Source organism: Nocardia sp. NPDC050378, from assembly GCF_040655675.1.
Classification (GTDB): domain Bacteria; phylum Actinomycetota; class Actinomycetes; order Mycobacteriales; family Mycobacteriaceae; genus Nocardia; species Nocardia coubleae.
Window position 1 is genome coordinate 50889 of record NZ_JBFAKI010000023.1, and the last position, 24153, is coordinate 75041.

Consider the following 24153-nt stretch of genomic DNA (forward strand, 5'->3'; position numbering starts at 1 on the left):
GTCACAAATCTTCCGTTCGCTAGACGCCCGTTTGTGCTGTGAACGTACATCTACGCCGTGGGGTGTGTCAACGGTCACCGGGTAGGGGCGAACCTCGTGCCGGAGTCGGCGATCCGGTCGTACGCCGGAGTTCAGGCCGTGTCTCCAGTATCCTGGGTTGTGGGCCACCAGCGAACAGTCGGGCGCTGTGGGGTCATTTGGTGGTTTAGTCTTCGACTATGAACAGCGAGTCGGACCAGCCCCGATTGGAGCAGCTCGAGCGGGCCATCGCCGTGATCCGGGCCTTCGATGCCGAGAATCCGCGGCTCACGGTCAGCGAGGTCGCCCAGCTCACGGACACCACGCGTGCCTCGGCGCGCCGTATTCTGCTCACGTTCAAAGCGCTCGGTCTCATGCGGTCGGACGGGCGGCACTTCTCGCTGACCCCCCGGGTGCTCGAGCTCGGCTGGAACTATTTCGCTTCGCTCGGCGTCGACGAGATCGCCAAGCCGTTGATGAAGGATCTGGTCACCCAGATCGACGAGTCGTGCTCCATGGCCACCCTCGATCTGCCGGATATCGTCTACATCGCCCGTGCGCACACGAACCGGGTCATGACCATCGGCGGCGGTATCGGAACCCGCCTTCCGGCGCACGCCACCGCGTCCGGCATCGTTCTGCTCGGCAGCCTCGACGACGACGAGCTCGACCGGTACCTGGACCGGCCGCTGGAAAGGTTCACCCCGCGAACCACGACAGACCCCGGGCAGCTGCGCACCCTGATCGAGACCAGCCGAGCAAGGGGCTGGTCGCTCAACGACCAAGCGCTCGAAATCGGGCTCCGGGGTATCGCGGTACCGGTGCGGGACCGGTCGGGCGACCTCGTCGCCGCGCTCAGCGTCTCGTCGAATTCCGCCCGGACGACGCTGGACGATCTCCGTGCGCGATGCCTGCCCGCCGTCCAGGAAACGGCCCGGGCCATCGCGTCCGGGCTCTCGCGCGGCGATGCGCGCGAGAGCGTGAGCTGACCGGCCCGCCGATCTCAGAGATCCAGGACCAGCCTCGGTCCCGCCGCGCGGGAGACGCACAGGAACATACAGTCGTTCGCCGCCTGCTCCAGTATCGATCGATCCGGCGGCACGGTGAGCGTCAGGCCGCTGGCGGCCAGCTCGACCCGGAAGGTTTCGTCACTCGCCGGTGACGTCGCAACCTTGGGTGCGAAGCGCTCCACATGCAGGGCGCCCGCCGGCCACCGGACACACCGGTCTTCGACCGCGGCGAGCAGCGGTTCCGGTCCGCAGCAGTACACGAGAGTCTGCTCCCGCGGAGTGCCGAGAATCCGCTCGAGGTCGATGAATCCTACTTCGCCCTGCGGATACAGCGTGACGGGGGAGTCGGCCCGGCCGGTGTCACCCAGCCCGAGGTGGTCGAGAAACGCCATGGACGCCGACCGCCGACCACCGTAGTGCAGTTCCCACTGTGCGCCGGCCTGCTGCGCCGCCGCGATCATCGGCAGGATCGGCGTGATTCCGATCCCGCCCGCGATGAAGACGTAACGCGGCGACGGCTCGAGCGGGAAATGGTTGCGGGGGCCGCGGACCGCCACTTCGGCACCTTCGTGCACATGATCGTGGATATGGACCGAACCGCCACGTCCGCCGTCCTCCCGGAGCACGGCGATCCGCCACACCGAGCGGTCGTGGGGATCGCCGCACAGGGAGTATCGGCGGGTGCGGTCACAGGGGAGGTGGATATCCACGTGTGCGCCCGGGGTCCACGCCGGCAGGTCGGCCCCGGCCGGGTCGCGCTACTCCAAGACGACCACCGCGTCCGCATCGGTCACGTGCCGGCTCACCCGCAGCGTTCGGCCGGCCTCGTCGTGCGGGCCGAGACCGAAGGCCAGATGCCGACGCTCGCGCGGCGCGTCGATACGGCCGGCAGGTCGAGCGCTGGATCGGACGGGTCGACCAGCGCCTGGGCTGCTCGGGGCGGGCGCTCGTGCCCGTCGACAACACGCTCGCCTTCGCCTGGCTCAGCTCGGAGCGGCCGCTCGCGGACCGTTACCGGCAAGGCATTTCGGACGCCGGTGAGTTCACCGACCGAAGGCCGGACCGACCCGCCCGGACGCACCGCCGCACGGTTCATCGCCTGTCCGTGGGGCGCCGTCCGGGCGGGATCGGCTACCGGCTGCCTACGTTTGCGCCGGGGCGAGCACGACGTCGAAGCGAACCTTCGACCAGGTGCCGTCGACGACGCGGCCGTCCGGAGTCGGTGTGCCGACCGGCTGCCGGTCGAAATCCTTGACCAGCGACTCCTTCACCCCGAAGACGGTATCCGAATCCAGCAGTTCATCGCCCCGGACGAAGATATGCGTCACCAGTGTCCGGCAGCCCGGCGCTTCGACCATGAAATGCAGATGCGAGGCGCGCATCGGGGAGCGCCCGGTCGCCTCGAGCATTTTGCCCACCGGGCCGTCGTGCGGGATCGGGTACGGCGTCGGGGTGATGCCCCAGAAGCGGTAGCGTCCCTCGGAGTCGGTGAACAGGTGCGCGCGGGCGGCGACGCGGTCGTCGTCGTACTGCACATCGTAGAAGCCGTCCTCGTCGGCCTCCCACACCTCGATCTTCGCCCCTGGGATCGGCTTGCCCTCGGCGTCGGCGACAGTTCCCTCCACCCAGCAGGGTTCGCCCGCGGCGCCGCCAGACATATCGCCGCCGAGTTCGATTTCCGGTGAACCCTCGACGAAGAAGGGGCCGAAGACGGTGGCTTCCGTGGCGTTTCCGTAGGCCTCGTTGTTGATCGCGATGGTCTGCATCGAGACGCCGAGGGTATCGGAGAGCAGGATGAATTCCTGTCGTTTGTCATCGGTGATATGCCCGACGGCGGTCAGGAAGTCGATGCCCTTGTTCCACTCGTCCTCGGTGAGGCGGACCTCGCGCACGAAGGCGTGCAGGTGCTTGACGGCGGCCTGCATCACCTCCTTGAGCCGGGGGTCGGCGCAATCGTCGAAGGAACGCTGGACGCGTTCGACCAACTCCTGCTCCCGAGCGGTCTGTTCCGCGGAGATCTCGCGGGTGGGTGTCATGCGGGTTCACTTCCTTCCCAGGCCGCACGCAGCAGTGCGGTGAGGTTGTCCCGGTTCACCGGAGTGGGGTTGCCGGCGGGGACAGCATCGAGGATGGGCGGCACCGCGCGGGCGATCCCGTTCTCGGGCATGCCGTAGTCGCGCAGGGCGCGCGGTGCGTTCAGATTCTTGCGCAGGGTAGCGAGGCCCTCGCCGGCGGTCGGGCTGCCGAACGCCCGGGCGATCCGGTGCTCGGCGCCCGGTGCGGCGGGGGCGTTGAAGGCGAGCACGTGCGGTAGTACCACCGCATGCGTCTGGGCGTGCGGGAGGTTGAACATCCCACCCAGCACATGGCAGATCTTGTGATGCATCCCCGAACCCGCCGAGGCGAACGCGACCCCGGCCAGGTAGGCGCCGTAGAGCGTCTGCTCGCGTCCGTCGATCCCGGCCGGATCGGCGGCCACGGCGGGCAGCCCGAGGGCGAGTCCGCGGATACCCTCCTCGGCGAGGATGCGGTCGATCGGGTCGGCCCGCGGGCCCCACATGGAATCGATGCAGTGGGCGAGGGCATTGAGCCCGCTGGCCACCGACATCTCCACCGGCAGACCGGTGAGCAGGGAGGCGTCGTACACGATGGACCGGGGAAGGACCCGGGGGTCGACTCCGGTGGTCTTGACCTCACCTTCGGTGAGGCCCCAGACGTTGGTGGCCTCCGAGCCGGCGTAGGTCGTCGGTACGGCCACGATCGGCAGGCCGGTGGTCATCGCCACCGCTTTGGCGAGGCCAGTCGTGGAACCGCCGCCGACGCAGACCAGCGCGTCCACGGCGCCGGCCGCCGCGGCGGTCCGGGCCCGCTCCGCGACCTCGACCGGGACGTGCATGACCACTTCGTCGTGGCGCACGGCGACCGGTAGTTCCGCACTGATGCGGTCGGCGAGATCGGTTTCCGCGGGTGCGGCGATCAGCATGACCCGGGTGGCGCCCAGGGCCTGCACCTCGCCGGCCACGGCCGCGGCTGCTTCCCCGGAGGCGAAGACAACCCGCTGGGGCAATGTTTCGTGGGCGAAGCGCACGGTTCAGTCCTTTCCGAGGAGGCGGGTGAAGGCGTCGCGCAGCGCGGTCTCCGGGTCGCCGGCCAGGCTCATCGCCCGCCAGGCGATGTGCTTGTCCGGCCGGACGAGTATCGCCCCGGACTCCTCGACCTCGCGGAGCTTGGCCCAGTCGTAGTACAGGTCGGTCACTTCCCGGCCCGGGCCGATCACCACGGTCTCGAGGGGGAGGCCGAGGTCGTGGGCGACCTTGTCGGCGGCCGCGGCCCAGTCCGCGCCGGTGATGCCGGTGAGGAGGGTCCAGCGAATATAGGGTGCCAAATCCATCATGGCCGATTTGGTGACATTGTTGCCCACCCAGGCATGTGGCAGATGCGCCCCGGGGCTGGTCGACATCACGTGGTAGAGGTCCTCGTCCCGGCTCGGGGCGGGCCGGGTTCCGTCGGAGACGATCGCGTTCGACTCGTAGAACTGCCCCAGTTCCACTCCGTGGGCATTGAACTCGTAGTTCTTGGTCTCCATCGCCGTGACGAGGGCCGCGCGCTTGGCCGCACCCGCCGGGGTGGCGGCCTTGCGTTCCTCGATCCGGGCCTGCATCTCGGCCTCGTCCTTCGCGTCCAGCACACCGAGAGCTTCGAAGATATCGATGAACTCCCGGCCGGACTTGTTGGCGCGCTTCACGATCCGCTCGGCTACCGGGGCGCGTTCCGCGGAGTAGCTGTCCAGCAGCGCGGCGCCGGCCTGGCCTTTCAGCACGGCCGCGATCTTCCAGGCGAGATTGTAGGAATCCTGCACGCTCGTATTCGAGCCCAGCCCGTTGCTCGGCGGGTGGCGGTGGACGGCGTCGCCCGCGCAGAAGACCCGGCCCTGCTGCAGGTGGGTCGCGTACATCTCGTTGTTGCCCCACAGGCTGGTGCCGGTGATCTCGACGTCGAGGTCCGGCATACCGAGCAGTTGCCGGACGATGCGGCGCGCCTCGGCCTCGTCGACCTGCGGGGGCTCCTTGGTGATGTCGTAGCCCCAGACGATCAGCCACTCGTTCCAGGGCCGCACCATTCGCACGAGCCCGGCGCCGATCCCGCCGACATTGGCGCCGGGCTGGATCACCCAGTACAGCACCGAGGGTCGGTGGCCCACATGCGCCGAGATATCGGCCTTGAAGGTGATGTTCATCGATCCGGCGATATCCATGGCGCCTTCGAAGGGCAGGCCGATATCGGCCGCGACCTTCGACCGCGCGCCGTCGGCGCCGATGAGGTATTTCGCGCGGATCTCGAACTCCTGGCCGGTGAGCCGGTCGAGGGCCCGGACCGTCACGCCCGTGTCGTCCTGGGTGTGGGACAGATACTCGGTGGAGAACCGGGCCTGGGTCCCGCGCACCGTGGCGTTCTTGACCAGGATCGGCTCGAGGTAGTTCTGCGGAATATCGACCGTGAGGCAGGGGGAGGCCAGTTGGTAGTCCGCCTCGCGGTCCGGCCTGGTGCCCCAGGTGTGGATGCGGCCGATCTCCTCGCCCGCGATGGAGGTGCAGAACACGGTGTCGCCCACCAATTCGTGCGGAGTGGCGTCGGCGAGCACCTGATCCTCGATACCCATATCGCGGAAAATCTCCATCGCCCGCTGGTTGGTGATATGGGCCCGCGGTGTATTGGCGGTCCAGCGATACTTGGTGATCATGATGTTGTCGATCCCCAGGGTCGACAGGAACAGCGCCGCGGAGGCGCCGGCGGGGCCGGAGCCGACGATCAGGACGTCGGTCTCCACCCGCGAGGAGGTCGGGGGAGCGGTCTCTTGCTGACCGTCGTTGAACTCGGGCATGACTTATTCACCTTCCGTTAACGGTGTTCGACCGCAGCGTGCCATCCTCTGGGGTGCTTCTCGCTCGATCGCCGGGTGGACGGCCGAAATCCGTATGGGGCATGTCCGGGGCACGCGCTGCCGCCAGGCGCCGCACCTCACCGGCGGCGATGCCGAACCGCGTGTGAAAGGTCTGCGAGAAGTGCGCGACCGAGCGGAACCCGCACCGGTACGCGACCGTGGCGGTACGCAACTCCGCGGCGCGCGGCCCGGTCAACAGGCTGTGGGCGAGCTCGAGCCGCCGGGCGAGGACATAACGCGGAACGGTCTGTTCCACCTCGGCGAAGACACGGGTGAGCTGACGGACGCTGATACCCACCGCGTCGGCGACGTCGGGGGCCTTCAGACCGGGGTCGTCGAGACGGTCCTGGATATAGGCGCAGGCGAGCGCTCGGTGCGCGGTCTGCGGCCGGGTGGTGCCCCGGCTCACCAGCGCGGCGACGAGTGCGACGATCGTCTGTTCATCCGGCGGCAACGGTCCCCGGTCACCCATGGCACGGGTGGCCAGGCGGGCGATCGCGCGTCCGTAGGGGTCGGTATCGGTCCGCCGGACGATGAGCGGTTCTCCCGGTTGGGGCGGGGCGGCTTCGGGCAGGGCCCGGCGATCGATCCGCAGCGCCACTTCGTCCAAGCCCTGCCCGAAGCCGCGAACGAACCGGCCGTCCGCATCGCAGACCAGCAGGTCGCCGGGGCGCAGGAGCTGGCGCTTGCCTGCCTGCTGGAACAACGCTTCGCCGCGCAGTGAGACGAAGATCGCGACGGAACCCGTCGGCGTCTCCTCGATGAGCCCGGCCGAGCGCTCGACCGCGTGTGCGGTACTGCGGACGCGCGCCATGTGTACCGCCCCCAGTGAAAGGTTGTCCTCCCGGGCGCGGAACTCGTCGCCGGATCGAGTGCGGCACTCCAACGCGATGAGCGTCGCGGCGTTGTGCTCCTCCCAGGCGCGCAGCCGCCGCTCGGGTGCCACCTGCGCTGTCGAGAATGCGCGCGGGGGCCTGGTCATCGCGGCCTCCTTTCGGTCTGGTCGGTCAAAGCACGTATGTGCGCTCACGGTACCGCGTTGTGAAGGATTGTGACAAGCGTCATGGCAGACCGGCGCCTGTGTTGCGCGCGCGGGGCGGGCCGTGTTCCGAAATTGATTCGGATCCGACGGCCGCGCGGGCCGGTCGGCGCGATAGCGCGAGTGAAGTGCGCGCCGGCCGGGGTCGAGTGAGAAGTCCGCCGGCGCACCGGAACTGCCTCGGTGGACAACCCGTCGCCACGGCGAACGGCGTGCTCGGCATGCGCCCGATCCCGCTGAACGCCAAAGCCGTTCGGCCGCCGGCCCGCCGGTGCCGGAAGTCCGGAAGGTACACAGGTCAGCTTCCAACGGCGAGCCGGCCCATACCGCCCCGGAAGTATGCGAGGGGACGGCCGGGCCGGGCCTCGGCGCCGAGAACCTTGCCGACGAAGATCGTGTGTGTGCCAGCCTGTACGGTTTCGGCGATCTCCGCCTCCAGCCAGGCCAAGGATGAGGAGAGCAGCGGAAGCCCGGTGGTGCCCGGCGTCGTGTCCGTTCCGGCGAACTTGTCCGGTCCTTTGGTCGCGAACCGGACGGCAAGGTCCGCGCTGTCCTCGTCGAGGATATTGAGGGCGAACCGGCGGGACTCGCCGATCGCCGCGGCCGTCGCCGAACTCTGGTTGAGGCATAACACCACCATCGGCGGTTCGAGGCACAGCGACGTCACCGCACTGGCTGTGGTGCCGTAGGGGATGCCGTCGGCCATCGTCGTCACAACCGTCACACCACTGAGGAAGTTCCCGATGACCGCTCTGAATGTATCCGGGGTCGGCCCGGCAGGACGGGAAAGCTGTTCGAGGCGAGGAGCATTCGTCATGGCTCCAGGTTGCGGTGGCAGGCCGGCGCCCGCCGTGACCTGTGTCCGCGGTACCGCGGTGGCCGGACTCACGACTGCACACCCCGCGCCGGCAGTGGCGAGAAGTAGGAATCGACTGTGCCGGAGAGGCGAAACGCGATATGGCCCGCCGGGTGGGGAATCTCGCCGTCGTCGGTGGTGCGCATCTGGCAGCGGCTCGGTATCGCTCCGCACACCCACAGCGGTTTCGAGCAGGAGTGCGCCGCCCACGCGGCGTGGGGCGCCCTGTACATCGCGCACCCCGAGACGGTCATGGTGGTGGCCGTGGACCCGGACCGAGGGCCCGAACTCGATCCGCGCACCGGCAAGGCGGCGGCAGCCCAGGGAAGTGCCGTCCGCGGCTGGTTGTCCGAACTGCTGTCACGGCAGGCCGCGGCACAGGATACGGGCGAACTGGCCCCGGTTTCTGCGGACCGTGCTCCGCCGGGTTTCGGCTCGGCGCGAGAATGCCACCGGGCCTGGAGGCGGAGCGGATACAGTACAGCGCATCGCGCACCCGACGGCCGTTCACCTGGTTTCAGCCGTAGCATTATTGTGGTCCAGCACCGGTGATGCGGGAAGATCCCGGCATAGATTCACCCCAGGGACGAATAGCGAACTTCTTCACGGGAACCGGCCGGCGGTAGAACCTCCCGTAGGGCCCTGCTGACCGTAGCGGGTCTCGGCGCGGCCGGGCTCGGTATAGCGGGACTGGGTGTGGCGACGGGCGCTCCGATCGAGAAGACGCCTCCCGGTCCCGGGCAGCCCACACCCCCCTCGAACTCGTTCCCGCCGAACTGTGTGCTGTCGCCCGAGGCCATCGAAGGCCCGTACTACATCGACCACGACCTCGTGCGCACCGATATCCGTGAGGACCGGCAGGAGCGCGCGGGTCGTGGCGACCCCCGCCTACTCGAACCGGCCCGCCGGAACCGTGCGCGTGACGAACGATACCGATCCCCTGTACGAGCAGCAGGGGGGTGCGCAGACCACGCTGCGGGCGCAGCCCCTCGGACCACATCTCGACCACGGCCTGCGGGCGTCGTTGACGATGGGTGTGACCCCGGACGAGACACCGCCGCCGGCCACCTTCACTCCGCCGGCGAACTGACCGGTCTCCCGGTATCGGGGCGGGTGTCGCCGTTCGCGACTCCCGCCCCGAACATGTCGGCCCGGATCCACCGACGGGACCCCCGTTGTTCCGGGGACGCGCGAACCGACGCAGAAAAATCCGGTGTCCCCTCGAGGGCGGGGACACCGGATGCGAAGGTGTTCAGGTTTCGGCTATGTCAGAACATCGTGTTCGAGTTCACCGGATCGCCGTCCGGAACCGGCTGGGCCGCAACCCAGTGCTCGACGATGCCGCCGTCCTCCAGCCGGAACATGTCGAACGAGGCCAGCCCGCGATCGGCCGGGTCGGCCGAATTCAGGACGATATGGGCATGGCAGACGACCAGGTCGTCCTCGGCGATCAGGCGCTTGATCTCGAGGCGGGCATTCGGGAACGGATCCAGGAAATGGTCGTGAATATCCTTCAGAAAGGCTTCCCGACCGTCGGCGACCCCAGGAACATGCTGGATGTAGCGGTTGCCCATCAATTCCGAAGCCTTTTCCGGATTCCGGTCGTTCAGCAGTGTTTCGACGAATTGCCGGACGACTTCCTTGTTGCGGGCTTGTACACTCGCGTCGGCCATATCTGTATTCCTCTTTCTCGAGTACGTGGGTGATCTCGTGATCGAATATTCCGGCCCGCCGTCACCCCGGCAGTGACCCGAGTCACCGAAGCCGGATCGGTGGACTCCTAGCGTGTCCACATGACAACGACGCCCGAAGCAGTACCCGAAACCCGCCCAGCCGACTGGGAACCGATGCAGGACCTAGCGGGCAATGCCCGCGGCGCCGGCTCCCGTTCCGCCCAGCGGCTTGCCGAATACGACCGGCTGCGGCAGCAATGTCCGGTGGCCTGGACGACGGACCATCCCGGGTACTGGACACTCACCCGTTTCGACGACGTCACCGACGCTGCGCGCAAATACGGCCAATTCGAATCCGGCCCGTTCTTCGTGATCACCCTGCCCGAGGGCGGCACGCACGTTCCCATCTCACTGAATCCGCCGGAGCACACCGTCTACCGCCGGATGTTGAATCGCTATTTCACCAAGGAACGGATGGACGAACTCGAACCGGTCATCCGTTCGTTCGCCCGGCAACAATTGGCGCCGATTCTCGAAACAGGTCGGACCGACGCCGTGCAGTCCCTGTGTCAGGTCCTGCCGGCGCGCACTCTGGCGGCGTTGATGAAACTTCCGGACGAGACCTACCACGAACTGATCGAACAGATCGCCGAACTCGAGCGAATGGGATGGGATCCGGACAAGCTCGGCCCGGTGATCTTCGGCATCTTCGGGACGCATATCGAAAAGGTCGTGGCCGAACGCAGAAAAGCGCCGCTGAACCCCGACCAGGATCTCATCAGCGGCGCGATGGCTATGCTTGTCGACGGTGAACCCCTGCCTGACGAAACCGTGATCCGAATCGGCGTGCAGATCATCGCGGCCGGCCATGCCACTACCGCCGACGCGCTCGGCGGCGCGATCTACCGGCTGGCGACCAATCCCGATATCCAGACGCGGCTGCGCCGTCAGCCCGAACTCATCCCCCAGGCCGTCGAGGAATTCCTGCGTCTGGAGACCCCGTTGCCGGAACTGGGACGCCGCGCGGTCGAGGATGTCGAGTTGCACGGGCGAACGGTCCGCGCGGGCGAATTCGTCGCGCTCAACTACGCCGCTGCCAACCGCGACCCGGATGCCTTCGAACACGCCGACAGTTGCGTTATCGACCGTGCGCCGAACAAACATCTCGCCTTCGGTGCCGGCGTCCACAAATGCCTCGGGGCCCCGCTGGCCCGGCTGGAGATGAAGGTCGCGCTCGAGGAGTTGCTCGCCGCCACCACGGAGATCTTCCTCGATGGCACCGCACAGGAGAGTGCAGGCCCGGTGCTGTCCGGTTTCAGCAGCCTTCCCATCCGCGTGGCTGTCCCGTAAAAGCCGCGACCGCCGGTGCCGTTACGAACTTTCGTCCGTAACGGCACCGGCGGTCACACCCTATGGTCGGAACCCGTCACTGCTGCGATACGTGTGCTTTGTGGTCCTCGATAACGGGACGCAGATCACCCACATTGCGCTGGCGGAGAATGGTGCCGTCGGCACCCACCTCGCTGATCGTCACCGCGTTGTGCGGAAAAACGTTGCCGGACAGCCGCATCCAATACGTCACGACCGCTTCGCAGATCACCGTCGTGGTGTCACCGGTGGTCACCGAGTATTCGCTGACGATCCGGTGCTCGATCGATTTGGCCACGGGGACGACCATATTCGCCACATGGGCCGCGATCGCCGCCCGGCCGACGATCTCGGGCTGATCGCCGAAACGCACGACCGCGTCCTCATGAAAGAGCTCGAACGCACTGTCGAGGTTCCCCTCGTCGATGCGCTTGTAATAGGCCCGGACGGTATCGATTGGCAATGCCATGGACGCTCCTGTAATCCAGAGAATCGAGAGGGACCCAAGATTAGGGGTCGCCGCACGCGAAGTATGTGACATGAGTCCGCGCCACCCCTCCCGATGTGAGGCCGAGAAGGGTGGCGCGGTGGTGGGCATGATGTGTCGAGAGTCAGGCCCCGGTCGGGGTCGTCGTCTCAGGCATCCTGTGCGGGAGGCGTCGGAGCCCCGAAAAGCTTCAGGTAGCCGTAGGTCTGGGCGATGCTGTCGCGCTGCCCGTTGCCGACGGCGGTCCAGTACGTGGCGACATCACGGAAGTACCGCTGCATCGGCGCGGTATCGGCGGTCTGCGAGCTGCCGCCGGTCCGCCACAGATGTTCCTGGACCGCATCCCACACGAGGCGGCCCACTTTCGAAGTCAGGGCAGCCAGCCGGAAGTTGGCCACGAGGTCGGTGCTGCCCGGCGTCGATCCCATCTCGATCAACTCGTCCGCGACGACGCGCATGATCGCCTCCGCACTTTCGATATCCATCGACGCGAGACCGAAAATCCGTTGGTACTCGGAGGCGTCGGCCTTCACCTTGGCGTTGGCCAGCGAGGGGTCGAGAATACCGGGCATCTTCTCGGGTGAGCGGGTTGTGATGACCTGTTCGTAGGCGTCGAGCATGCCGTAGCCCATTCCGATGACGAGGGCCGGAACCAGGGCGGATGCGAAGCCCAGCTCTGGAATGGCGTATGTCGAGTCCTCGTGATAGCGGGAACCGAAGGTGCCGTTCTCGTCGGCGCCGAGCGAGGTGAACGAGCCCGTCAGCACCCAGTGATCGGGGACGAACGCCTCGGTGACCGTGACGGTCGCCGATCCGCTGCCGCGCATACCCAAGACATTGCCCCAATCATCACCGATGGTGAAATCGTCGCGCTTGATGACGACGGTGAGGTGGCTGCCCTCCGGCCCGTGCGGCGATCCGGCCGGCGCGGGCACGACCGCGATGTGATAGTTGGCGTAGGGGGAGCCGGAACTGTAGGGATACTTGCCGTTCACGATGTAGCCGCCCTCGACCCGGCGGGCATCACCGCGCGGATAGGCGAAGGCCGCGGACACGAAGTATCCGTCCTCCGCGGCGAACAGTTCGTCCTGCACTTCCGGCGGAAAATAGGCCGCGGCGGTGAGGGTCTTGGCGTGACCGAGTGCGTAGCACCAGGCCGCCGAGGGGCATCCGCGCGCGAGTTCGATGGCGAGTTTCAGAAAGGTCCACGGACCCATCTGGTAGCCGCCGTACCGCTTCGGGGTGAGGACCTTGTAAAAGCCGTTGTCGAGGAACGCCTGGTGGACTTCCTCGATCGGGAAGGTGTTGCGCTCGGTCGCCTCCTGATGCTCGCGGAGGAAGGGCAGCAGTGCGTGGGCCCGCTCGATGATCTCGTCGTGCGTGGGAATGCCGGAGCCTGTCGAGGCATCGCCGATGCCGTCGGCGGTCGCGAGGTGGCCCGGTGAGGTGCTGGATGGGTTCGGCTGAGTGGTGGAAGTCATAGAAGGAGAATTCGCGAGGAGATCGTCTGCATCAGTGACCTGGGTCTCTGCCACTGCTCGCTGCGGTTAGGATGGGACATTCTCACTTCTCAGCAGCAGCCGGAGTCACTGGTGTCCACGCCCGCTTATATCGGCACGAAGCTGGTGGCGCCGCCGATCCCCGCGGAGGCCATCTCCCGTCCTCGAGTCGAATCCCTGATCAGGGCATTGATCGATCGTCACCGCCTGGTTCTGATCGTGGCCACCGCGGGCGCCGGGAAGACGACCGCCACCGCGGGCGCCGTCGGACAGCTCGGTGACCCGGTGGCCTGGCTGTCGGTCGACGATACCGACGTCGCGCCCGGCCGGCTCGTCACCTACCTCGATGCGGCGGTCGGGCGCGTCTGTCCCGAGCTGGCGGGCCTGGCGGTCAACGCGATGTCCGCGAACGCCCTGCCCCATGCCGAAACCGCCGGATTGCTGTCCTCCTCGATCGGGGATCGGCCGCTCGTTCTCGTTCTGGACCAGTTGGAGCGGCTCCAAGACAACGCCGAGGCATGGGCGGTGCTCGAATCGTTCGTGCGTCATGCCGGCCCGGGGGTACGGCTGGTCCTGCTCAGCCGGGAGTTCGTCCCGGCGGGTCGACTGGACACGGTGGGCCCAGAGGTCGGGTTCCTCGGCGAATCATCGCTCGCCTTCACCGAGGAAGAGGCGGCCGCGGCGCTGGTCCGGCGCGGAGTCCGCGATGTCGACCCCCGCCACGCCGTCGCGGAGACCGGAGGCTGGGTGACCGGTGTCCTGTTCGAGGCGTGGCGCTCGGCCGAGCACCTGACCGGTATCGGCGGCGAGGCCGATCCGCTGTACGGCTATCTCTCGGCGCATATTCTCGACCGGCTCGACCCCGCCGACCGCGGATTCCTCATCGATACGGCGTTGCTCGACGAGGTGACACCGCAGCGGGCCGCCGCTCTCGGCGCCGATGACGCGGTCGCCCGGTTGGCGTCGTTGCGCAGGCACACATTGCCTGCCGTCTGGGCCGCGACACATACTCTGCGCTGCCATCCGCGGTTCCGCGAGTACCTCACCGAACTCCTCGCGCGTCGTCCCGGGGCGACAGTCCGCGATCGCCGGGTGCGCTACGGGCAGCTACTGGCTTCGGAAGGCCGCGACGAGGAAGCCACCGAGGTACTGCTGGAGACCGGTGCGCTCGAGCACGCGCTAGCCCCTGCCGCGCGAGCGGTCATCTCCCTCGTGGAGCGCCTCGACTTCCGGGATGCCCAGCGCTGGCTCGACATCTTGGGACCCGTTGCCGCCGAACACGACCCGCTCGCTCTCAGTCTCGGCCACCTGATGCTATCGGTGGCCCAGGAGGAATTCGGTCGCGGCGCGGCCTATGCCGATGACCTGGCCGCCCGCGGTCTGCGAGACGAGTTCGCGCGGAGCTCAGGACGGGCGGTGATCCTGATGGCGCTGTGTTACGCCGACGCACTCGACGTGGACGCGTTGCGCGCCGTCGTGGCCGCGGCGGCGCCGGGGGCGAGTCGCGGTGTGGCGGAGTACATCACCGCGGCGTTCACGCACGAGCCACCCGATACCTACGCACTTCCGCCTCTGAGTCTGGTGGCCGAATACCCGTCGCTGCTGGTGGGAAAATATTTTCACGGCCGCGTCACCGAACTGGACGGAACCCCGGACGGAGCCTGGACCGAGTGGGAGCCGGTGGGGATACGGATCCTCGCCGCCCGGTCACTGGGCCGTACGGCCGAAGCACTCGAATACTACGAGCGCGCCTCCGGTTGGGGCGCGCAGTCCCTGCTGATCCGCGAAGTCGCCCCCGACCTGCTGCTCGACGCCGGCCGCCGGGAGGAGGCCCAAGCTGCGCTGGACACCTACGACGAGGTGATGCACCGGAAGAGTTCGCTGTTCGGGCGTCTGGGCAGCCTGACGATGCGCGCCAAGATGGCACTCCGTCTCGACGCCGATCACGCGGCGGCACTGCAGGTTCTGGCCGTATTCGACCGGCTGAAACCACCGACCGGCGCGGGCCCGCTGGAAGAGCGGGCCGCTACCTGGCGTGGGCTGGCACTGCTGCTGGCCGGTGCGGACGTCGAAGCCGTCGAGTTGTTGCGGAAGGCCACGAAGACCATGCTGGCCGCCGATCTCGTTCTCGAACTTCCCGCTGCCGCCGTTTTCCTCGCCGAGGCGGAGTGGCGGGCCGGCAACCCGGAGGCCGCCGACCGGGCCGCTGATACGGCCCTCACCGCCGCGTACGAGCAAGGATCGACCTTCTTGATGCTCGAAGCGCTGGGCTTCTTCCCCGCCGTGGTATCCCGCCGGATCGACGCGGAGGCGTCGGCATACTCGGCCTGGCACGACCTCGGACGGGCGTTGCACGCGCCGCGGAAGGCGGATCGTTCGGGGTCTGCGACGTCGTCGGTGGTCCTGCGGGAGTTCGGGTCGGTCGAGCTTCTCGTCGACGGGGTCGCGGTATCGACCCGGATCCGCAAGAGCCTGGAACTCCTGGCGTATCTGCTGGCTCACGGCGGCCGTGCCCGACGGCGACAGGTGATGGAGGCGTTGTTCGGCGCCTCGGATCGCTCGGCCCAGGCCTATCTGCGTCAAGCCCGCAGCCGGCTGAACCGGGCGTTGCCGGAACTGGCCGCGATCAGCACCGACGGCGACGACCTGACATTGGCCGATGCGCTCGCGGTCACAAGTGAGTCGGTCGTGATCGAACGCCGGCTGCGTCATGCCCGGCATCTCACCGGGGAGGTGCAACGTCTCCGGGCGATCGTTTCCGTCCTGGAGACGGCCGAGGCCGGGGAGTTCCTGCCCGGTGTGCGTGGCGCGTGGGCGGAGGACCGGCGAGAGCACATCCGGACGCTGCTCATCGAAGCCGAATTCGAAGCCGCCCAACTGGCGCTGGCCGTGGAGCTCTATCCGGAAGCGCGGACGCACGCCGAACGTGTGCTGCGGGAGCAGCCGTATCACGAAAGCGCCTGGCAGACCCTGATCCGGGTTGCGGGCCTGCTCGGTGACAGCGACGGCGTGCTCGACGCCTACCACGCCTGCGAGCGAGCGCTGCGCGAACTCGGTACGTCGCCCTCGCCGACGACGCGGCGGCTCCTGGAGAATCTGCGGCGCTGAGGCCGGGAGCTGCCGCGCCGGCGCGGGGGGCTCACCCGAGGGATGCCTCATACAGTGCCGCGGGGTCCCGCAGCACGAGGTACTGGCCGCGGCGCTCGACGACTCCCTCGGCCTGGAAGCGGCACAGGGCGCGGGAAACGACCTCCCGGACCGAGCCGATCGCGTCGGCGAGCTCCTGATGGCTCATTCGCAGGACCAGTTCGCGGTCGTGCTTGGTGCCCAGCAGCAGCAGATGCCGGGCGACGCGTGTCCGGATCGGACTGAAGACGTTCGTCACGATGAGTTCCTGATCCTGCATCGCCTGATGCGAGACCTCGCGAGTCAGCGCCCAGGCCAATTCGGCGTATCGGCGCGCCGCGGCCGTCACGATATCGCGCGACAGGAGCAGGACGGTGGTGTCCTGCAGGGCCTCGCCGTTCAGGGCGGACCTCCCGTAGGGGTGGGCGGCTGTCCCGGTGTCGGCCTCGAGCGCCAGCCCGCGCACCCCGACCAATTCCCCGCGGCCGGCATAGCGGACTGTCAGCGACCGACCGTCGGGCGTATGGATGTAGAAGCGGAGCAGGCCGCTCACCACAACGCCGAGCAGCGCGGTCTCCGCATGATGTGCGCCGCGATAGAGGACGTGGCCGTCGCGGAACGTGGTCTCGATCGATTGCGACAGGACCGTTCTGGTCAACTCCGGGGACAGGGCGGAAAAGGCCGTCATCTGCCATGCTCCGCGCGCTGCGGGCGACATCCGGCCGACCGCGTCGGGAACCGGCGTACGGGGAGCGGGGAGAACGCCCACCGGCGAAGTCAGCATCGACTGTGCCATCGAAGAACCATCCAATCCATCGGGGTGATGCAAGTCATACCCATGTTCCTCACGACGTGTGAACAAGGGCGAAACCGGGATCGTCAGGTGGTCACTCGGAGGCCCATGGCGGGCCGGCCCGCACCAATCCTGTGCGGAAGGCGATCACTACCAGTTGGGCGCGGTGGCGGGCACCGAGCTCGGTCATGGCGCGCTGGACATGGGTGCGAACGGTCAAGGGGCGCACATACATCCGTTCGGCGACTTCTTCGTTCGCGAGTCCTTCTGCGACGTATACGACGGCTTCGCGTTCGCGGGTCGTGAGAACCTCGACGGACTCGATGGCGGTGGTGTCGCGGGGTTCGGGCTGTGCAAGGAAGCGGGCGATGAGCGCCTTGGTCGCCGCCGGGGAGAGGAGGGTGTCTCCGGCGACGATGATGCGGACGCCGGGCGGCTTCCAAACAGGCGTTCGGCGAGGAGCGGGATCGCAACGACAACAACGACGGCGCCGGCCAGGAGCTGGGCGCATCGCCGCCGCACGTCCCGGATCGTGTGGTGGCCGAGCCGGGCGCGAGCGGGGGACCGGGTCCCCTTCAGCCAACTGAGCGCTGCGCTCGGTTCCGGGCTTTCGCCGCGAGACCTGCGCGTAGGCCGACGGCGGCAGCTTCGCCGCGGGAGGTCACCTCGAGCTTTTTCAGGATGCCGGCGATATGGAATTTGACGGTGCTCTCGGCGACTCCCAGCTCAGCTGCTATGACCTTGTTTCGCATACCGGATGCCACGAAGGCGAGGACCTCTCGTTGTCGCGGGTTCAAGCGCTCGAGGCGGTCGTCGTCCGCCGGCGCGACCGGAATTTCGAGGGGTATGCGGATGGTGGTGCGCGTGCCCCAGCCGGGTACCGCGTCGAATTCAGCCTCCGCACGGAGGGCTTGTACCCGACCGTGTAACCGCCGGCGCAGAGATTCCAGATCGGTGACCCCCGCGCTCTGATCGCGGACATCGATCCGCAGGGCGGTGGAGTCGCAGTGCCAGGCGATGCGTAGCCGCGTTCCCGGCTCGACGGTGAGGGCGAGGACTACGGCGTGGGTCATCGCCCGGGCGCCGGAGGCGACTTCGCCCGGAATCAGTGGGTTGCCCGGCTCCGGCGGCACGAACTCGACGGTCAGATCGTGTCGTCGCAGGAGCGGGCTGATCTCGGTTCGTAAACGCCGGAATGCTGCCGCGGCAGGTTCCTCGGAGAAGGCCCGCTCGGTGGACAGTGCCGCTCGCGCCGCCACCAAGGCAGCGGAGGCCGCGTCGGCGGCGATACTGCGGGAACGCCGGTCGTCGAGGTGGGGGGAGCGTAACGTCGCCACGATCTCCGCGAGTACCGCTTCGTGCGCGGCGGTGAGTTCGGCTATCGTCCGGGCTCGTGCCGTGGCTGCCGCCCGGGATTCGGCCAGATAATCCGGGCCGGATTGGGTGACCTGCTGCCGGATGGACAGCGCGATCAACGCGAAAACCGCAGTGAGAACAGCTGGTTCGGGGCAACCGTGCTCGGACCGCGGCACCAGCACCAGCAGGGTGTCCGTGTCATCGCGTACGAGCCAGATGCGCCTGGTCGCGCCGGCGAAGCGCGCCACGATATCGGCCGAACTGCCCGGCGGCACACCGGCTTTCAATTCCTCGAGCTCGTCGATGCGGACCCGATCGATGATCTGCGCCGGTCCTGACACTTTGCGAGGTCGCCCGGTGCATTCCCGAGTGAAGATCACCAGGGCGGTGTGCGGCCAGCGGTCCGCGAGATACCGGGAGAACCGTGCCGCGATCTCGCCGAGCGGTCCGGCGATCACGTCGCGCAGTGCGCGCAGGTTCGCGACGTCGCATTCGATATCGGGCACCACCGAATTGCTCACCCGTCCCTACCTCGTGCGGCGATTTCTGCGGAACCACCATCCACTATGCGAATGGATAGTAACTGCCGGTCTTTCGGCGAGGTTATGGGGGATTCGTTGGGCGATAGCGTGGCAGCAGTCATGCGCGACGGTGCATGGAATATCGCAATCGACGGAGGAACGTACACAGATGCCACAGCAGGTACGCGGCGTGATAGCCCGCGCCCAGGGCGCGCCGGTGGAACTCACCGAGATCATCGTCCCCGATCCCGGGCCGGGGGAGGTTGTCGTGGCCGTGGCGGCGTGCGGCGTCTGCCACACCGATCTCACTTACCGTGAGGGTGGGATCAACGACGAGTTCCCGTTCCTGCTCGGCCACGAAGCCGCGGGAACGGTCGAGCAGGTCGGCGAGGGTGTCGAGTCGGTCGCGCCTGGAGATTTCGTGGTCCTGAACTGGCGGGCGGTGTGCGGCCGCTGTCGCGCGTGCCGGCGTGGTCGGCCGCAGTACTGTTTCGACACCCACAACGCCACGCAGAAGATGACCCTGCTCGACGGCACGGAACTCACGCCTGCCCTGGGCATCGGGGCCTTCGCCGACAAGACGCTCGTCCATGCCGGGCAATGCACCAAGGTCGACCCGCAGGCCGATCCCGCCGTGGTCGGCCTGCTCGGTTGCGGAGTGATGGCCGGGCTGGGTGCGGCCGTCAACACCGGTGGCGTCGGCCGCGGTGATTCCGTGGCCGTGATCGGTTGTGGTGGTGTGGGTGACGCCGCGATCATGGGGGCCCGGCTGGCCGGGGCCGCCACGATCATCGCGGTGGACCGCGACCCCAAGAAATTGGAGTGGGCGTCGGAGCTGGGTGCCACGCACACCATCGACGCCACCAGGGCCGACACCGTCGCGGCGGTGCAGGAGCTCACCGGCGGATTCGGCGCCGATGTCGTCATCGATGCGGTAGGGCGCCCGGAGACCTGGCGCCAGGCGTTCTACGCTCGTGATCTCGCCGGTGTCGTGGTGCTGGTCGGTGTGCCCACCCCGGATATGAAGCTGGAGATGCCGCTCGTGGACTTCTTTTCCCGCGGTGGCGCGCTGAAGTCCTCCTGGTACGGCGACTGCCTGCCCGAACGTGATTTCCCCTACCTCGTCGATCTCTATCAGCAGGGCCGGTTGCCGCTGGACAAGTTCGTCACCGAGCGCATCGGCCTCGGCGACGTGGAAAAGGCATTCCACACCATGCACGCAGGTGAGGTACTCCGCTCGGTGGTGATCGTGTGAGCGGCACGCTCCGAATCGACCGGGTCGTCACCTTCGGTGTTTTCGAGCTCGACGGCGGATCCTGGGAGGTCGACAACAACGTGTGGCTGGTCGGTGACGACGACGAGGTCGTCATCGTCGACGCCGCCCACGAACCGCAGCCCATCACCGCGGCGGTCGGGTCCCGCCACGTGACCGCGATCGTGTGCACACACGGGCACAACGATCACGTGACCCACGCTCCGCATCTCGCCGCGGCCTTCGACGCGCCGCTGCTCCTGCACCCCGGCGACCAGCCACTGTGGGAACTGACCCATCCCGGTCACCCCTACCGGCACCTCGGCGGCGACCAGCGGATCGCGGTCGCCGGGACGGAACTGCAGGTGATCCACACGCCCGGGCATTCGCCGGGTTCGGTGTGCCTGTATCTGCCGGAGGCGGACGCGTTGTTCTCCGGTGACACCCTGTTCGCCGGCGGTCCCGGTGCAACGGGACGGTCATTCTCCGATTTCCCGACCATCATCGACTCCCTACGGGAACGCATCCTCACCCTGCCCGAGGCGACTCGAGTGCACACCGGGCACGGTGACAACACCACGGTCGGGACCGAAGCACCGTTCCTGGCGGAGTGGATCTCTCGCGGCTTCTGAGCACCGGCGAATCAGGGATGCTCGTCGGCAGAAGCGCGCATTCGCGACCGAACGAGCGGCTCCGGTCGTGGAATCAGGCGTCAGTTGATCACGAATTCGAGCATTACTCGGGGCGCCCGAGACCAATCCTGATCGCGAAATTCGACCCCACCCCGACCAGCGTGTCGGGGTGGTCGCGTCGGAACACGATGCAGGTCCCGGAATCACCGATCAGCAGAGCGGCAGGCTTTGCGGATCCAGTCGCGGCCGGTCAAGGCATGGATCGCCGCAGCGTCGATGTTGGGGTCTGTTCGCGGGGAACGGTGTCGGCCCTACCAGGGTCGGTTTATCGAGGATCTCTCAGATTGACCCGTGTTGAACCCCCACAGGCTCCTGCCTGCGGTTTAAGACTTATCCGACTCGGCTAGCCTCAACGACACACGGCTATCTACGCAGGTCAGAAGGGTAATGCAATGAAAAGCGTTGTGTCCGGAGGGCGGTTCGAACACTACGCACACCGTCTGATTCAGCGGACGTCGTTGGTTCTGGACTGACGGCACGCTCGGCTTGAAGCCCTGCTGATCCAGCAATCTCCTCCGCTAGCCGCCGGCGTTGGGGAGGGCGATTGGTAGAGGATTGGAACCTGCGGCCATTTGCCCCCCCGATTCAGCCGTTCCTTTCGATGACAGCACTCCCACCCTGCGCACTGGAGATAGCGGCTGTGGCTGCTGAGACGAATACCAAGCACGGCGCTGGTGGGCACCGATCGGCGCCGGAGCGGTGCTGTGCACCGGGTGCTGCTTGGCGCCGATCCAGATCGCTGCCGAAATCCTCGGCGGCGGCACCGTAGTGGTGAGGCTGTCCTGGCTGGAACCGCTCGGTTTCGCGCTGATCGGGATCGGTGTCGCCGGGCTAGGCTGGTCGCGCATCAGCGCCCGACGCGGTGGATGCGGTTCAGTCGCCATAGGCGACAGCGCCGCCGGCTCGTCGTGCGCAAATTCGGGGTGTGGGTGCGCGAGCACGGTCACCACCTGCTGAAACCGGACATTCAGGCTCAGCGGATGACTGTGGTGCGCTCGATCCTGTTGTTCGTCCTGGCCGCCATCGCCGAGATCGGTGGTGCCTGGCTCATCTGGCAAGGAGTGCGCGAGCACCGCGGATGGGCGTGGATCGGCGCCGGGGTGATCGCGCTGGGGATCTACGGATTCGTCGCGACGTTGCAACCCGACGCGAACTTCGGGCGCATCCTGGCCGCTTACGGCGGGGTCTTCGTCGCCGGATCGCTGCTGTGGGGCATGGCACTGGACGGGTTTCGACCCGATCGCTGGGATGTGATCGGCGCGGTGATCTGCCTGGTCGGGGTCGCGGTCATCATGTACGCGCCACGGACCGCTTGACCGATTCAGTTCGGTCACTTGCGATCTGGTACGAAGCAACTTTTGCCGAGCGCCGGATCTGGTGCTGTGCCTGGGGTTTCACGCCAAGCCGCGAACACACCTAGTACGACGCCGGTACCGTCGCCCAGATCATCCGAAGGCGCTACCTCGAGACCGCTCGCTCGATGGGGTCGCGGGAGCATCGCGCGATTCGATCTCGAGCGGCTGGAGGCGCGTTCCACGCGGTAGGCCGGGGTGATGTCGGGCTCGCGCTCACGTTCGGCGACGGTTCAGCGCCAGTTCCCGCGGCCAGCCGAACATCCCCGCATAGCCGACGAGCGATATGCCGACGAATTGATTACGGAAACTCTCCGCTGCACTATTCCGGTGCATATATCAATCACTCGGAAGTGAAGATTTGGAGAACCTTCGCCGACCAATGTTCCGAAACGCACGCGGTTTATCTATGGCGACCTCGGGTCAGATGCTGTAATGCGATATGCGCACATGGCACCGTAATGGCTTCTACCATCGTTTACTGCTGCGGCAGATTCCGCCCGGCGCCCGTCGATCGTTGGATGTGGGCTGCGGTGCGGGAGAGTTCGCCGCGCGGGTCGCCGCTTGCGGGGTGAATACCGTCGGCATCGATCTGTCGACGACTATGGTCGATCACGCGCGTGAGCGTTTCGCCGGGGTGACAGGGCTGTCGTTTCGGGTCGTCGATGTCACCCGAACAGACCTGCCGCGTGGTCACTACGACTACATCTCCTGCCTGGCTTGCATTCACCACGTGCCCTTCGAGCCGGTCCTAGCGCGACTACGCGAGGCGCTGAGCCCGGCGGGCGTGCTGGTCGTGCTCGGCCTCTACCGGGCACACACGCCTGCCGAGCGGCTGTTGCTACTGGTCGCGGTGCCGGCCAACCTCGTGGTGAGCGCTGTAGCTTCACTGCGGCCGCGTCCCGATACACCCAGGCATCCGGTTCGGCCTGCGAGTATGACCTTGGCCGAAGTTCGCGAGGCAGCGGCCCGTCAATTGCCTGGCGCCGTCATCCGCCGTCATCTGTTCTGGCGATATTCCCTCGTTTATCAAAACTCCACATAACACGATCCGAGGTTACTGAAACCTGTATTCTCATTTACCCCACGGTGGTCGAGGGATTGCGCGTGCGCTGACGCGCATGGGAGACTTTCCAGGCACCATTGATCCAGGCACCATTGACGATTCAAGTCAGCACATCGACAGACCGGAGAGCGTAGCCACGACCATAGATGGGAGCTAAACCATGACTACTGCACCTATCGATGCTGAGCTCGCACAACGAAATCACGCGGTCGACGTTATTGCGTCGATCGGTGAGAATTTTCCGGACAGGACGTCGAACCAAATTCTGTGCTCTCGAGACAGCGAGGTCATCGCGGCCAAGTCTGCCATGATGGACCTGATCCCCGCCGATTTTCCGGGCATCACCCGATTGTTCATGCCGTTCGCGCCGCAGATGCCGGCCGACGGCACCGGTCGGTTCAGTGCCTACACGTCGCGCCTGCGCGGTGGAGCAACAGTCGCTGAGCATTCCCTGGTGGGTTCGGACTATGCGCTGAAGGTGGTGATCAGCGGTTCGATCGTGTTCCGGGGCCGTACCCTGACAGCTGGCGATTGGCTGTGGATTCCTGGTGGCGCGAGCTATTCCTACACCGCGGAAAGCCTCGGTGCCATGGTGTTCACGATCCTGCCCTGCGTCGGAGAGACGGCTGAGACCAGTCGCTACACCGCGGAATTCGACCGCATCGACGAAATCGACCGCCTGATCCGCCAGCAGGCGGCAGGTGAATTCATCACCTCTCGTGACCCTTTCCTGCTGGAAACCGCCACAACCCTGCGAGACCTGCGACTCATCGTCGAAGAGGCCGACGGCGTCGATCATCATGTCCTGCCGTTTGCGCCGCACATGCCGACCGAGCCGTCGACCGATGGCCGATTCTTCGCATGGCTGTCGATGCTCGAACCGGGGGCTGTGGTGCCGCGGCACACGCACCCGCTGGAGAAAATCGCCGACTTCAAAGTAGTGGTCAACGGGTCGATCCACTGCAAGGGGCACGAGCTGATCCCCGGTGACTGGCTCTGGGCGCCGACCGGTGGCAGCTATGAGTTCAGCGCGGGGCCAGCGGGGGCACTGCTGGTCGCTGGTTGGCCATGGAACTGACATAACACCAGTTCTCGATGTCGGT

Annotated in this window: 21 protein-coding genes; 9 read left to right on the top strand and 12 right to left on the bottom strand. The window is 67.0% G+C overall.

The features are described from left to right. The first annotated feature begins 218 nt into the window (after window positions 1-218). Window positions 219-1007 (top strand): IclR family transcriptional regulator C-terminal domain-containing protein, encoded by a 789-nt coding sequence (locus AB0I35_RS30180; RefSeq protein ID WP_357399717.1) that lies wholly within the window; start codon window positions 219-221, stop codon window positions 1005-1007. Between the two features lie 14 nt (window positions 1008-1021). On the opposite strand, the gene AB0I35_RS30185 is transcribed toward AB0I35_RS30180, so the two are convergent. The 6 genes from AB0I35_RS30185 to AB0I35_RS30210 form a co-directional block, all read right to left on the bottom strand. Further along, a complete protein-coding gene (locus tag AB0I35_RS30185) occupies window positions 1022-1738 on the bottom strand; it encodes a ferredoxin reductase (RefSeq protein WP_357399718.1) in 717 nt (238 codons plus the stop codon). 432 nt (window positions 1739-2170) lie between these two features. Further along, window positions 2171-3064: an intradiol ring-cleavage dioxygenase gene (locus AB0I35_RS30190; RefSeq protein WP_357399719.1), complete on the bottom strand. Its 894-nt coding sequence runs from the start codon at window positions 3062-3064 to the stop codon at window positions 2171-2173. Continuing rightward, entirely contained in the window at window positions 3061-4116 is a 1056-nt protein-coding gene (locus AB0I35_RS30195; RefSeq protein ID WP_357399720.1) for a maleylacetate reductase, read from the bottom strand. The genes AB0I35_RS30190 and AB0I35_RS30195 overlap by 4 nt, the downstream gene beginning before the upstream one ends. Window positions 4117-4119: 3 nt before the next feature. Next, on the bottom strand, window positions 4120-5910 hold the full coding sequence (locus AB0I35_RS30200) for an FAD-dependent monooxygenase (protein ID WP_357399721.1): 1791 nt from the start codon (window positions 5908-5910) through the stop codon (window positions 4120-4122). A 7-nt stretch (window positions 5911-5917) separates the two neighbouring features. Next, entirely contained in the window at window positions 5918-6952 is a 1035-nt protein-coding gene (locus tag AB0I35_RS30205; RefSeq protein WP_357399722.1) for a helix-turn-helix domain-containing protein, read from the bottom strand. 355 nt (window positions 6953-7307) lie between these two features. After that, the gene (locus AB0I35_RS30210; RefSeq protein WP_357399723.1) at window positions 7308-7826 is read right to left on the bottom strand and encodes a flavin reductase family protein; all 519 of its coding nucleotides are present in this window, start codon (window positions 7824-7826) and stop codon (window positions 7308-7310) included. A gap of 913 nt (window positions 7827-8739) precedes the next feature. Between AB0I35_RS30210 and AB0I35_RS30215 the strand changes: the two genes are divergently transcribed. Beyond that, window positions 8740-8955 (top strand): hypothetical protein, encoded by a 216-nt coding sequence (locus AB0I35_RS30215; protein WP_357399724.1) that lies wholly within the window; start codon window positions 8740-8742, stop codon window positions 8953-8955. A 178-nt stretch (window positions 8956-9133) separates the two neighbouring features. On the opposite strand, the gene AB0I35_RS30220 is transcribed toward AB0I35_RS30215, so the two are convergent. Then, on the bottom strand, window positions 9134-9538 hold the full coding sequence (locus AB0I35_RS30220) for an ester cyclase (RefSeq protein ID WP_357399725.1): 405 nt from the start codon (window positions 9536-9538) through the stop codon (window positions 9134-9136). A gap of 120 nt (window positions 9539-9658) precedes the next feature. Here AB0I35_RS30220 and AB0I35_RS30225 point away from each other — a divergent pair, with 120 nt between their 5' ends. Beyond that, a complete protein-coding gene (locus AB0I35_RS30225) occupies window positions 9659-10888 on the top strand; it encodes a cytochrome P450 (protein WP_357399726.1) in 1230 nt (409 codons plus the stop codon). 76 nt (window positions 10889-10964) lie between these two features. Here AB0I35_RS30225 and AB0I35_RS30230 read toward each other — a convergent pair whose 3' ends face one another. Beyond that, a complete protein-coding gene (locus AB0I35_RS30230) occupies window positions 10965-11375 on the bottom strand; it encodes a nuclear transport factor 2 family protein (protein ID WP_357399727.1) in 411 nt (136 codons plus the stop codon). Between the two features lie 167 nt (window positions 11376-11542). After that, complete coding sequence (locus tag AB0I35_RS30235) at window positions 11543-12874, bottom strand: acyl-CoA dehydrogenase family protein (RefSeq protein WP_357399728.1); 1332 nt, start codon at window positions 12872-12874, stop codon at window positions 11543-11545. Window positions 12875-12985: 111 nt separating this feature from the next. On the opposite strand from AB0I35_RS30235, the gene AB0I35_RS30240 reads away from it, so the two are divergent. Then, window positions 12986-16000, top strand: a complete 3015-nt coding sequence (locus tag AB0I35_RS30240) for a BTAD domain-containing putative transcriptional regulator (protein ID WP_357399729.1) — start codon at window positions 12986-12988, stop codon at window positions 15998-16000. Window positions 16001-16031: 31 nt separating this feature from the next. On the opposite strand, the gene AB0I35_RS30245 is transcribed toward AB0I35_RS30240, so the two are convergent. The 3 genes from AB0I35_RS30245 to AB0I35_RS30255 form a co-directional block, all read right to left on the bottom strand. Continuing rightward, window positions 16032-16736 (bottom strand): Crp/Fnr family transcriptional regulator, encoded by a 705-nt coding sequence (locus AB0I35_RS30245; RefSeq protein WP_357399730.1) that lies wholly within the window; start codon window positions 16734-16736, stop codon window positions 16032-16034. 169 nt (window positions 16737-16905) lie between these two features. Continuing rightward, the gene (locus AB0I35_RS30250; protein WP_357399731.1) at window positions 16906-17322 is read right to left on the bottom strand and encodes a LuxR C-terminal-related transcriptional regulator; all 417 of its coding nucleotides are present in this window, start codon (window positions 17320-17322) and stop codon (window positions 16906-16908) included. A gap of 64 nt (window positions 17323-17386) precedes the next feature. Continuing rightward, window positions 17387-18688, bottom strand: coding sequence for a LuxR C-terminal-related transcriptional regulator (locus tag AB0I35_RS30255; protein WP_357399732.1), 1302 nt, complete (start codon window positions 18686-18688; stop codon window positions 17387-17389). A 169-nt stretch (window positions 18689-18857) separates the two neighbouring features. Between AB0I35_RS30255 and AB0I35_RS30260 the strand changes: the two genes are divergently transcribed. From AB0I35_RS30260 to AB0I35_RS30280, 5 genes are all read left to right on the top strand, one after another. Next, window positions 18858-19943, top strand: coding sequence for an S-(hydroxymethyl)mycothiol dehydrogenase (locus tag AB0I35_RS30260; RefSeq protein ID WP_357399733.1), 1086 nt, complete (start codon window positions 18858-18860; stop codon window positions 19941-19943). Beyond that, window positions 19940-20572: an MBL fold metallo-hydrolase gene (locus AB0I35_RS30265; RefSeq protein ID WP_357399734.1), complete on the top strand. Its 633-nt coding sequence runs from the start codon at window positions 19940-19942 to the stop codon at window positions 20570-20572. Before AB0I35_RS30260 ends, AB0I35_RS30265 begins: the two co-directional genes overlap by 4 nt. A 1040-nt stretch (window positions 20573-21612) precedes the next feature. Then, window positions 21613-21948 (top strand): YnfA family protein, encoded by a 336-nt coding sequence (locus tag AB0I35_RS30270; protein ID WP_357399735.1) that lies wholly within the window; start codon window positions 21613-21615, stop codon window positions 21946-21948. 478 nt (window positions 21949-22426) lie between these two features. Further along, the gene (locus AB0I35_RS30275) at window positions 22427-23029 is read left to right on the top strand and encodes a class I SAM-dependent methyltransferase (protein ID WP_357399736.1); all 603 of its coding nucleotides are present in this window, start codon (window positions 22427-22429) and stop codon (window positions 23027-23029) included. A gap of 181 nt (window positions 23030-23210) precedes the next feature. Continuing rightward, the gene (locus AB0I35_RS30280; RefSeq protein ID WP_357399737.1) at window positions 23211-24128 is read left to right on the top strand and encodes a hypothetical protein; all 918 of its coding nucleotides are present in this window, start codon (window positions 23211-23213) and stop codon (window positions 24126-24128) included. The last annotated feature ends 25 nt before the right edge of the window (window positions 24129-24153 follow it).